Raw genomic sequence first — 11,534 nt, forward strand, 5'->3', positions numbered from 1 at the left:
TCGAATACTGCAATCAAATAATGGCAAAGCCATGTCAAGGGAAATACAGGGGCTATCTGCTTTAGGGCTAAGGAAATCAATTATTTCTGGCAGAATGCACCAATATCAGGCTTAGGGTTCTGCATTTTCAGGTTCTTGCCCCAATTCACAAAAATTCGTTTGCCAAGCACATTCGCAACCCAGTATCCTTCTTAAGGTGCTTGAGCTAAAGAAAAGAAGTTTTTCTAACAGCGCAGACCAAATTCAAAAACTTATGCCAAATTCTAGTCATCCGTTTCACTGGGTAGGAACTGGTTTCATGGCTGTGGGTGCGAGTGCAGCGATCGCCATGAGCTGTGCAAAAGTCAGTGTTGCACAAGAAAAGCCTCCGCTTACTCAGCCAAATCCTACTTCCGCTGAAAGTAAGGGAACCCCGTCGGTTGCCCCTACCCCAGCGCTTCCCGCAATCTCTTCCCAGACGCTAAAGGAAGCCGTTAGCCGAGATGGAGCTAACCCTCCAGACTCAACGGGAGCCAAGACAAGTGTTTCCCAGTCGGCTCCAGCACAATCGCCACAAGCACCCGCCACGCTGGAAAGCCTACCCCCTGAATATCTCAACCCCAGCGCTAATCCCCTACAATTTCCGACCAGATCTGAGGAAGTGCAAATTCAAAACTTCCAACGAATTACCCTACAACAAGCTCTGGAGCTGGCACGGCGCAACAATCGGGATTTACAAGTGGCAATTCTTACCCTAGAGCGATCGCGGGCATCCGTGCGAGAATTTCGGGCGGCTGAGTTTCCAACAATCGGCGTAGAATCAAATTTTACTAGGTCAGATTCCCCGAATGCTGAGCTACAAAATCGGCGACAACAGTCATCGCCATTAAACCCATTCTTGGGGAATGACGACGATAATACTGTTTCGACATCCTTTGACACCGGCCTGCAAGTGAGTTACGAACTCTACACCTCCGGGCGGCGCGGGGCACGTATCCGGGCGGCAGAAGAACAGCTGCGATTCGATCAGTTAGAAGTAGAACGCCAGTCCGAGCAACTACGCCTGGATGTCAGCAATGCTTACTACGATCTGCAAGAAGCCGATTCCCAAACTGAGATTTCCCAAGCAGCAGTGACAGATGCCGCCAGGAGTCTCCGGGATGCTCAATTGCTAGAACAAGCTGGACTTGGAACGCGATTTGACGTACTGCGGGCGCAGGTGCAGCTGGCAAATGCCGTGCAGGATCTCACTCGCAGCCGGAGTCAGCAGAGCATTGCCCGCAGGCAATTAACGAGGCTGTTGAGTCTAGGGGAAACCGTTGAGGTGGCGGCAGCAGATGAAATTGAGGTCGCTGGTGAATGGAATCTAACACTAGAACAGAGTATTATCCTCGCCGTGAAAAATCGCGCCGAGCTAGAACAGCTCTTGGCTCGACGGAACATCAGCCAAGAGCAAAGGCGCATTGCCCTGGCGGCAACCAGACCGCAAGTCAACCTCGTTGCCAACTACAGCGTTTTAGGGGTATTAAATGACGATATCGGTCCAGCCGATGGTTTAACCCTGGGGGCGCAATTCCGATGGGATTTTTACGATGGGGGAGCCGCCAGAGCGAGAGCCAGTCAGGAAGAAACAAACATAGCGATCGCTGAAACTCAATTTGCCGACCAGCGCAACCAAATCCGCTTGGAGGTGGAACAAGCTTATTTCAACTTAAGGTCGAATGCTGAGAATATTCAAACTGCCTTTTTTGCCGTTACCCAGGCAGAAGAAAGCTTGCGTCTAGCAGAGTTACGATTTAGATCCGGCGTTGGCACCCAGACAGATGTCATTAGCGCTCAAACCGAGCTAACTCGTGCTAGAGTAAACCGTCTTACAGCGGTTCTGGATTACAATCGCTCTCTGGCAGCTCTCGAACGGGCGATCAGCAATCTCCCAGATAGTCAACTTTTCGATCAGCCCCAATAGGGTGATCAAAGTAAATCGATCCTACGGTGTCTCAAAACACCACTGGCATTTCAGTAGAGATGGGCTTTGCTAAATTTGTATAATTTCTTAAGATTTTTTAATAGAAGCGAGGTGAGTTAAAAGGCGGATGGCTAATATTACATTTGTCAATGAAAATCAAGAAGCGATCGCAGCGGATGGGGCTAACTTAAGAGAAAAAGCCCTCCAGAACGGCATTGATATCTATACCTTTAGGGGAAAGATGATGAACTGCGGGGGCTACGGTCAATGCGGTACCTGCATTGTGGAAATTGTGGAAGGTATGGAAAATCTTTCGCCTCGCACTGAGGTGGAAAATCGCAAACTGAAGAAAAAGCCAGAAACCTATCGCTTAGCTTGTCAAACTCTTGTAAATGGCCCAACAAGTGTGAAAACAAAGCCGCGATAAAAAATTGAAGGTTTATTAACGCAAAGATCGCAAGGATTTCGCAAAGTTACGCAAAGGCAATGATAAATTCTCTGCCGGACTCTGCGATTCCTTTGCATCCTCTGCGTTTAAGTTTTCTCGCTCTACTGCCTAAAACCATCCTCCTAGAGGCACTAGCTTGAAAAATTTTTGCTTGATCTTTTGATAAATTAGAATCTTCCCCGGTTGGATGTGAGCATACCCGGTCGTACCTAAAAAGTCGTACCTAAAAATAAGGGAACATCTTGAGATCGCATCGCATCGTTTCAGAACTTTACCCAACCGATGCACAGCAGCACCAGAAGCGCCGATGATTGGTCGTGCAATTCGGCAATTATGGGTCGGAAAACCAAGGAAATATCCCATTCTATTTGTGGTCGAACAAGATGTCGTAGCCGTTCTTCATGTTCGGCACAGTCGCCAAGCTTATTTGGGTGACGAGTCTGAGTAAGGTTGTTGCGTAAAATATGCGATCGCTTTTCTCTTTCCTTTAAGAATAAAGCGCGATCGCGAAGGGCCGACCTGTCGGTTCGCTTTTTATATTGGTGAGAGCGCGATCGCCTCAATGTCTGCTCCAGGAGAGCGATCGCGCTTGCATGGGAAAATGCGATCGCTATTTTGGCTTCTTGGGATCGCACTCTCCTCAAGACAGACACCGGATGATATGCTTAAGGGTGGTGCTTTAAAGTTAATTAGAGGCTGGGTTCAATGCAAGTTAACGATCTTGGTTTTGTCGCCAGCATCCTGTTTGTGCTGGTTCCCACAGTTTTCTTGTTGATTCTGTACATCCAAACTGCTAGCCGCGAAAGCAACAAGAATCCTTAATCATCTGTATCGAACAAAATCCCCCCGCTGTAGTACGGACAAGGCTCTTGCCATGTCCTTCTGGCGAGGGGAATTTTTTTATGGTTAGGCTTGGCTTAGGTTTGGCGTTTCTTAGGTAGTCGCTGTGCGTCCTAAGAGAACGGGACAATTTGCATAGACTCGCACGTAGTCGGATAGCGAGGTTCCCAGCAAGCGATCCAAATCTGGTAAACCTTTGGCAATCGAAGGACGGCGATCGGGAGAACCCAACATCAACAAATCAACATTTGATTCCTCTGCCAAACGACAGATTTCTGGGCCTGCCTTCCCATTTCCGGTGACACACTTATAAGAGATGCCTTGTTTTTTAGCGGCAGCGATCGCAGGAGCAAGTACAGGATCTTTTTCAGCGTTAGCGGCTTCTTCAAAACCTGTCCGAGCTTTGTTGACGTGAACCAGAACCAACTGCCCACCCTTTTTATCTCGCAACAGAAACAAAGCCAGATTTAAGCATTGTTGTGCCGATTCTGAGCCGTCCATTGCAACCATGATGCGGTTGATTTTCTTGACGTAAATATCGTCTTTCACCAACAACATTGGGCGGGAAGACAATTGGAAAACATATTGGCTGACCGAATTTTCTAAAATGGATTCCAGACGCTTCAGACCCCGCGAACCCATAATAATCAAATCAGCATTTATTTCTTCTGCTACCTGGCAAACCGTATCCTTCGGATCGCCCTGCCTCAGCATGGTGTTAACGTGATTTGGGTCTAGGTTCAGAGTCTGGATGGCTGTAGCGAGAATCCTGCCTCCCTCTTCCCACTTTGAAGTCATGGACTCAGTGGTAATTTGAGAAGGAACGACGTGCAAGATAGTGACTGCTGCCCGTTGGATCGAAGGCAGTTCTATCAAAGCCTTGAGCATCTCTTCAGAATGTCCAGTTCCAGAGTCTGCTAACAAAATTTTTTCAATCATCGAAATGCCTCTTTATCAGAAAAAATCGCTCTGTTTTTATTGCTTTCTGACCCAATGAATCGGGAAGTAGATGTTGATGAAAGTGTGATAACTGCTAACAACAGTAACCGATTTATCTGGGAAGTGAGTTTTTCATCATTCAGCATACTTCTGATAGTGCCGTTAATTTTTAACGATTTATGACACTGCTTTAATAAGCGCAAAAAATATTCATTAATTTTTGTAACCTAATTAATCGGAACACGTCAAAGGAGCATCTACACTCGCTGTATCTTAGAAAATTTGCTAGTCATCAAACTTCTGACGCTCTTTCCCTTTGACGCCCCACCACAAGATAGACATCAACCATTTGCTGTTTGCCCTTCAGTGGCAATGGTCCCCAAGATTCAACCAGAAACTGGTTATCAAGATGAACCAGGGTTTCCTTGCCGATCAGGACGCGGCAGTTGCTTGGTTGGCGGTGTTTCTCGCAACTTTCCAAGCGAGCGGCAGTATTAACGCTGTCCCCAATGACGCCATATTCTAGGCGGTCTTTGCCTCCTAAACTGCCAACGACGACGGGACCCGTAAAAATTCCAATTCGCATCTGGATGACTGGCAAGCCACGAGTTTTCCAGTTTTGGTTCAATTCCTCCAGAATTTCGCCGATTGCTAGAGCGCATTCTATCGAGCGCTGGGCATCAAGAGCGACTTCCTCCTTGTGGATGCGATCCATCGGCACGCCAAACACAGCCATGAAGCCATCCCCGGTAAACTTGTTGATAATGCCTTCATGGCCGATGATTTCGTGGGTGACGACATCCAGCATTTCATTTAACCATTCCAGCAAAGCTTCCGGAGGCATTTGTTCGGCAATGGTACTGAAATCTTTGATATCTGCAAACATCATGGTTGCGATTAGCTTAATTCCTGGTAATTTCCCAGATTTGATCAAGCGATCGCGTCCTTTCCAGAGAGCTTTGGCAACTTCCGGTGAAGTATTCTGTCCCAAAAGCTTCATGATAATTTGTTGCTGCTGCTGTGCATCATAAGAGCGGTAGGTGATAACTACCCCGCTGGTGAGGATAAATCCCAGTACGGGAGCCGACAGAGGCACCCATCCTTGCAGAGTAAACAGATAGAAGCAGGTGCCCAACAAAACCCCCAACCCAACGCCGCAGCCCAAAATTAAGACAACGGGATGCCGCAACCACCAAGCCGCGATCGCTCCCAGCAGCGTCCATCCGACAATCCATAACACCTCTATCCGTTCATCCCAGAACCAAAATAGGGGTCGCTCCCCCGTGGCAGCGTCAAGGAATTGGCTGACCATCTGGGCATGAACCAAGACACCGGGCATCTTGGCGATTGTCTTTTCGGCTGGGCTGTAGGGGGTTGAGAAAGTATCTTTGGCGCTGGGTGCCGTTGTGCCAATCAGCACAATCTTGTTTTTCACCCAATTCGGGTCAATCTGTCCCTTTAATACTTGGGTGAGCGTAACTTGCCGCGCCACGTTTGAGGATCGGTAACTTAGCAGAACTTGGTATCCCCGCGGATCGATGTTGTGATACCCGCCAGAGTTTTGTTGGAGCGGGACAAATACCGCTTTTGCCAGTTGAATATAATCGGGATTTTGTTGGCTGGACTCTGGTGTGATGCCTACACTTTCTAAGTAAGCGATCGCTAGCCGCAGGGAAAACGAGAAATAAGTGCTTGTATCATCCGAGACAAACAATAGATTGCGACGGACAACGCCATCCGGATCGAGCAGCAAATCGTTAAAACCAACTCGATCCTCTGGAAATCCCGGCGGCGGCGACACCAGTTCCAGCTCCGTATCGCCAAATTTTTTAATGGCAAAGATATTTTTTTCCCGGAGTTGCACCTTAAGTTCGGCATTTCCTGGCTGTTGCGGGATTTCCCGATACACATCTAAGCCAATTACTTGAGGCTGCAATGATTGCAACTTTGCCAATAGCTGCGCCATTGTCCGGTCGGATAAAGGCCATTGTTTCTGAGTGCGAATGTCGCCTTCTGTAATGCCCACAACTAAGAGCCGAGGGTCGGGACCTGGATCGGAATGTAACCGCACCAGTTGGTCTAAAGCGACGAGTTCTAGAGGTTGTAGACCGCCCAAATGACGCACTCCTAAAACGAACCCGCTCACAACAAGACTAGCGATCGCTACCACTCGCACACCCGTGAATTCCGACAACGCAATCTTGAGGCGATCGCTTAGATCCAATAGCGTGGATGTCTGGGACTTAAAAAAGCCTTTCATCATCGCCCTAGCCTTAGTGGAGCTAACATGGGGAGAAACAGAGGCAAAGACAGAGCCATAGCATTTTCTACTGTAGCTTTTGGGCTAATTTCGGGAATTGAAAACTGGTAAATTTACCGACTGCTGATTTGGCATTACCACATTATGGCACTTGGATAGTGACGGGCTACACCCCTCATTCTGGGTAAACAGTCAGGAATCATGGAAAAAGAAAAAATCGCTAATTTCTAGAAATAGGTTCGATCGAGAGAGGAAAGCGACTTACAAATATCGCCAACCCTATACAAGTCAATCTTTATAGACGACTTCTTTCCCACAACAAGATTACCGAATGCAGTTATTTCCACATTCTCCCTAGAAGCCTCTGAAGTTCCTATCCTGCCTAATTTGTACTCTCTTGAGAGGAAGGAATTAAGGGCTACCAACCACTGAATCATCCCGGCTTTGGACTGACAACACATCCAAAGTGGGAGGTTATCATAGGGTGAATGTTGATATTTCTTAAAAAAAGTTATCAATGCAGTTTTCCCCCTCTGGTATGTCCGAAATCAAGAACTCCGCGATCAAAAAGGTGTTCTTTGGTCATGAGCCGACTCCTGAGTTATGCGCCATTCTAACGGTCTATTTGGTGCAGGGAATCTTGGGTTTAGCGCGTCTAGCAGTCAGCTTTTTTCTCAAAGATGAACTGTCGCTAAGTCCGGCTCAAGTTTCGGCTTTGATGGGCATTGCTGCCATTCCTTGGGTGGTAAAGCCGTTATTTGGTTTTCTGTCAGATGGTCTACCGTTGTTTGGCTACCGGCGGCGACCCTATCTGATTTTATCTGGACTATTGGGAGCGATTTCCTGGTTTAGTCTGGCAACGATTGTGCATACAGCTTGGGCGGCGACAGTGGCGATCGCGCTTTCGTCCCTCTCGGTAGCGGTTAGCGATGTAATTGTAGACTCGCTGGTGGTAGAACGAGCCAGGGCAGAGTCTCAGAGTGATGCCGGTTCCCTGCAATCCCTCTCCTGGGGTGCCTCATCGCTGGGAGGCTTAGTAACTGCTTATTTTAGCGGTTTCCTTTTGCAACACTTCGGGAGCCATACTATTTTTGCCATTACCGCTGGTTTCCCCTTAATTGTGTCAGCGGTTGCTTGGTTAATTGCAGAAGAGCCAATTAGCGATCGCCCAGATGTCTCCACCGTTGCCAACCAGATCAAACAACTGGGAAAAGCGGTTAGCCAAAAATCAATCTGGCTACCAACCGCCTTTCTGTTCCTTTTGCAAGCCACACCGACCGCAGATAGCGCCTTTTTCTACTTCACTACCAACGAACTAGGGTTTGAGCCAGAATTTTTGGGACGGGTACGTCTCGTCACCAGTCTCGCCTCCCTGCTCGGAATTGCAATTTTTCAACGATTTCTCAAAGCCGTCCCCTTTCGTACCATTTTCACCTGGACAACGATCATCGCAGCGGCACTCGGAATGACCACGCTGCTGCTGGTGACTCATACCAACCGCTCTTTAGGCATCGACGATCGCTGGTTCAGCCTGGGAGACAGTCTGATTCTGACCGTTATGGGACAGATTGCCTATATGCCCTTGTTGGTACTCGCGGCGCGGCTATGTCCGCCTGGAGTAGAAGCAACCTTGTTTGCGCTGCTGATGTCGGTGACAAATATGGCAGGGTTATTGTCCCACGAACTGGGAGCCGTCCTCACCTATTGGCTGGGCATCACCGAAAGGAATTTTGACCATCTCTGGCAGTTGGTCGTGATTACGAATCTATCAACCCTTTTGCCGCTGCCACTGATTGGTTGGCTACCCGCAGGCAAACCGGAAACCGAGCCATCTGGCGAGATGCCAAGCTTGCAACCGTCATCAGCCATACATATTCAGTCAGCCCCCATTCAGCATCGGGAACGGTCTTTTGTTCCTGACTTTCTTCCAGAACTCATCCCCACAGTAGAAGAACCCGCCGACTAAAAGAGGAAGGATCGAGAGTAGGCAGTGCTGATTCCGCTTCCCGTTTCAGACTGGAAACGAAAATCAGAAAGCTGCTGCACTCACTAGGCGGATGCAATGAAATTGAAGATTTTCGTCGGTTGGGACGCCAGGAAACCCAACACCTGCATAGGGTAGCGATCGCCATCCCATCCGACAAATCATTCATCCGTGCGACTTAACGTGCAGCGGCGCTAACACGTCTGTCCTAGTTCACGATCGCGTTACGAGTTTTTCTAAGCCGAACCGCTTAATATGCAAATACCCACACCAGAACGCTTTCCGGTGCCCACAGAGGTGCCCGATCAACTTCCCTACCACATTAAAAAGTGGCAAAAGGGCTATGAATCTTTGCCGCAAGAATTCGATTATTGGATTGATGATATTGAAGGGGAGATTCCCGCAGAACTAGAAGGAACGCTGTTTCGGAATGGCCCCGGGTTGCTGGATGTCAAGGGTCAACGCATCCATCACCCATTTGATGGAGATGGCATGATTGCCAAGATCGCCTTTTCAGAAGGTCGCGCCCACTTTCGCAATCGCTTTGTCCGCACACAGGGCTATGTGGAAGAACAGAAAGCCGGTAAAATTCTCTATCGCGGCGTCTTTGGCACCCAGAAGCCCGGTGGTTGGCTAGCCAATGCTTTTGATGTGAAACTCAAAAATATTGCCAACACCAACGTCATTTACTGGGGGGGCAAACTCCTGGCGCTTTGGGAAGCTGCCGAACCTCATCTTTTAGACCCCAACACCTTGGAAACCCTGGGGAAAGAATATTTGGACGGGGTTTTGCAAAATGGTGACGCCTTTGCCGCCCATCCTCGCATTGATCCTAGATGCGATCGCCAGGCTGGTGCCCCTTGCCTGGTGAACTTTGCCATTAAACCGGGTCTTTCCAGCACCATCATCATCTATGAATTAGACGCGGCTGGCAAAGTTGTGCAGCAGAACTCTCACAGCGTTCCTGGCTTCGCCTTCATTCACGATTTTGCGATTACGCCCAATTACTGCATCTTCTTCCAAAATCCGGTTTCCTTCAACCCGGTGCCTTTCCTGCTGGGATTTCGCGGTGCGGGTGAGTGTGTCAAGTTCCAGGCGGAGCAACTCACCCGGATTGTGGTGATTCCCCGCAACCCCCAACCAGGGGAAAAAATGCAAATTTTTGAAACTCAGTCGGGTTTTGTCTTCCACCATGCCAATGCCTTTGAGCAAGGGGACGAAATTTGTATTGACTCAATTTGCTATGAGTCTTTTCCAGAAGTTGAGCCGGAATCAGACTATCGGGAGGTAGACTTTCAGGCACTATCCCCCGGACAAATGTGGCGGTTCCAGTTTAATTTAAAGGATAAAGATAAAACGGTACGGCGGAGGCTTTTAGAAAGCCGTTGCTGCGAGTTTCCCTTCGTTCATCCCGAACGAGTCGGACGCCCTTATCAGTATCTATATCTGGGTGCAGCTCATGCTGCCGAGGGCAATGCGCCTCTCCAAGCTATCCTCAAGGTGGATTTAGAATCAGATTGTCGCCAACTCTGGAGTGCAGCACCCCAAGGCTATGTTAGCGAACCGATCTTTGTCCCTCGTCCGGGTGCTACCCGTGAAGATGAGGGTTGGGTGCTGACGTTAGTTTACGACTCTTCTCACCACCGCTCTGATGTCGTTATTTTAGATGCCGCCCACGTCGATCGAGGCCCGGTGGCGCGATTGCACTTGAAGCATCATATCCCTTATGGGTTGCATGGCAACTTTACGTCCCACTGCTTTGCGCCCAGCCACTAGATATCTAGTCAGCCAATTTTGGATTTTAAAGCGGTTATGGAGGAGCGATCGCTGCTCTAAAAGCTAAAATTGGCTGACCGTTGTACTATAAATCTTTGCAAACCTAGTAATCTCCACCTTCTCTTTTGCATCAAGATAGGATACCTTTGGCTGAAGTATCCCAAGCGGAGCTGGGATGAAATTCAGCATCGTTATTACGACTTATAATCGCCTTTCCTTGCTAAAACGGGCAATTGACACTTCTCTTGCCCAAACATTCCCCTGTGAAGTCATTGTTGCGGATGACTGCTCCTCGGATGGCACCCAAGCCTATGTAAGCGGTTTAGTGGCAGCGCTTCGTGCCAAAGGTGACGAACGCCTCGTTTATCACCGCAATCAGATTAACCTGGGTCACTCGGCGACGATGAATGCTGGAGTGCAGCTTGCTAAAGGCGAGTGGATTAAGCCGGTTGATGATGATGACTATTTAGCACCGAATTTTCTAGAGGAAATGAATCGGGCGATCGCGCTGTGTCCAAACGCTGTCATTGCCTCTTGTCAGGCGGCGCAGGTTGATGTCAACGAGGTCGAACTTTACAGAACCCGACAAATTGGTCCCGGCAAAGCTTTCTCTATTCCCCAAGAAGACCTTCATTTTGGGATGCTACTAGAACTTATCCCTTTTGGCACTCCCATTCAAGTTGTCTTCGCTCGTTGGGCTTTTCTGAAATCCGGCGGCTGGGATTCTAGCTTAGATGCGAACTTTGATGACATTGATTCTTGGATCAAAATTGCCCAGTTTGGAGATGCTGTTTTTGTAAATCAGTGCCTTGCTTATCGCACAATTTGGCCTGGAGCTTACAATCAAAAGTTTCCTCTTAAAACGAGGATGGATACTAATATTTTGATGAAGGAAAAAATCTATGCTTTGGTGAGTGAAACTCACCGTGCTGAAACTCCACCAATTAAAAATATTCAAGCTTATCTTAAACTACATTGGAGTCTGGTAGCTCTCAAGCAAGGAAAAATATTGAGTGCTATTAAAATGGCATTTCCCTCAGTTTTTTCACTAAGTGCATGGAAGATTTTAGTAATTAATAATCTATCGAATCCTCGGCAAGTCTTCTTGGCTCAAAAGCAAGTTGATGCCAATAGTTCGCTGTCTAAATCGATTCCTTATTCGGAATCTATTCATGGCTCCATCGTTCCAAAGAATCGGTTTAAAACAGCACAACTTCAAGAATTACGCATTTCTCTAAAATTCCGCTGTAGCCGGATTGCTTTCAAGCAAGGAGAATTTTTCAGCGCTATTAAAATGGCTGTAAATGGTGTCGTTTCGCTAGGTGCATGGAAGATTTTCGGG

8 protein-coding genes and 1 pseudogene are annotated in these 11,534 nt (G+C 48.1%); 6 read left to right on the forward strand and 3 right to left on the reverse strand.

All coding sequences use genetic code 11. The features are described from left to right. Window positions 1–253: 253 nt before the first annotated feature. Window positions 254–1,945 (forward strand): TolC family protein, encoded by a 1,692-nt coding sequence (locus tag NDA03_RS16035; RefSeq protein ID WP_242029014.1) that lies wholly within the window; start codon window positions 254–256, stop codon window positions 1,943–1,945. A 127-nt stretch (window positions 1,946–2,072) separates the two neighbouring features. Then, on the forward strand, window positions 2,073–2,372 hold the full coding sequence (locus tag NDA03_RS16040) for a 2Fe-2S iron-sulfur cluster-binding protein (protein WP_190414681.1): 300 nt from the start codon (window positions 2,073–2,075) through the stop codon (window positions 2,370–2,372). Window positions 2,373–2,656: 284 nt separating this feature from the next. Here NDA03_RS16040 and NDA03_RS16045 read toward each other — a convergent pair whose 3' ends face one another. After that, a complete protein-coding gene (locus NDA03_RS16045) occupies window positions 2,657–3,028 on the reverse strand; it encodes a hypothetical protein (RefSeq protein WP_348238569.1) in 372 nt (123 codons plus the stop codon). A gap of 70 nt (window positions 3,029–3,098) precedes the next feature. Between NDA03_RS16045 and psbM the strand changes: the two genes are divergently transcribed. After that, window positions 3,099–3,215, forward strand: a complete 117-nt coding sequence (psbM, locus tag NDA03_RS16050; protein ID WP_190414683.1) for a photosystem II reaction center protein PsbM — start codon at window positions 3,099–3,101, stop codon at window positions 3,213–3,215. Between the two features lie 111 nt (window positions 3,216–3,326). Here the strand turns inward: psbM and NDA03_RS16055 are convergent, their stop codons facing one another. Both NDA03_RS16055 and NDA03_RS16060 read right to left on the reverse strand, forming a co-directional pair. Then, complete coding sequence (locus NDA03_RS16055) at window positions 3,327–4,172, reverse strand: universal stress protein (RefSeq protein ID WP_190414684.1); 846 nt, start codon at window positions 4,170–4,172, stop codon at window positions 3,327–3,329. A gap of 292 nt (window positions 4,173–4,464) precedes the next feature. Continuing rightward, window positions 4,465–6,435, reverse strand: coding sequence for an adenylate/guanylate cyclase domain-containing protein (locus tag NDA03_RS16060; protein WP_348238570.1), 1,971 nt, complete (start codon window positions 6,433–6,435; stop codon window positions 4,465–4,467). A gap of 514 nt (window positions 6,436–6,949) precedes the next feature. On the opposite strand from NDA03_RS16060, the gene NDA03_RS16065 reads away from it, so the two are divergent. From NDA03_RS16065 to NDA03_RS16075, 3 genes and pseudogenes are all read left to right on the forward strand, one after another. Further along, window positions 6,950–8,398, forward strand: coding sequence for a folate/biopterin family MFS transporter (locus tag NDA03_RS16065; protein ID WP_190429056.1), 1,449 nt, complete (start codon window positions 6,950–6,952; stop codon window positions 8,396–8,398). A gap of 273 nt (window positions 8,399–8,671) precedes the next feature. Beyond that, window positions 8,672–10,192, forward strand: coding sequence for a carotenoid oxygenase family protein (locus NDA03_RS16070; RefSeq protein ID WP_190434088.1), 1,521 nt, complete (start codon window positions 8,672–8,674; stop codon window positions 10,190–10,192). A 175-nt stretch (window positions 10,193–10,367) separates the two neighbouring features. Beyond that, window positions 10,368–11,261 (forward strand): annotated as a pseudogene (locus NDA03_RS16075) (glycosyltransferase family A protein); the annotation flags it as partial. Between the last annotated feature and the right edge of the window lie 273 nt (window positions 11,262–11,534).

It is taken from the genome of Trichocoleus sp. Lan, assembly GCF_039961855.1.
Taxonomy (GTDB): Bacteria; Cyanobacteriota; Cyanobacteriia; order Cyanobacteriales; family FACHB-T130; genus FACHB-T130.

Coding starts and splice junctions, on each gene's coding strand:
- NDA03_RS16065 (WP_190429056.1), top strand. CDS start 6,950: ATGCAGTTTTCCCCCTCTGGTATGTCCGAAATCAAGAACTCCGCGATC.
- NDA03_RS16040 (WP_190414681.1), top strand. CDS start 2,073: ATGGCTAATATTACATTTGTCAATGAAAATCAAGAAGCGATCGCAGCG.
- NDA03_RS16055 (WP_190414684.1), bottom strand. CDS start 4,172: ATGATTGAAAAAATTTTGTTAGCAGACTCTGGAACTGGACATTCTGAA.
- NDA03_RS16060 (WP_348238570.1), bottom strand. CDS start 6,435: ATGATGAAAGGCTTTTTTAAGTCCCAGACATCCACGCTATTGGATCTA.
- psbM (WP_190414683.1), top strand. CDS start 3,099: ATGCAAGTTAACGATCTTGGTTTTGTCGCCAGCATCCTGTTTGTGCTG.
- NDA03_RS16035 (WP_242029014.1), top strand. CDS start 254: ATGCCAAATTCTAGTCATCCGTTTCACTGGGTAGGAACTGGTTTCATG.
- NDA03_RS16070 (WP_190434088.1), top strand. CDS start 8,672: ATGCAAATACCCACACCAGAACGCTTTCCGGTGCCCACAGAGGTGCCC.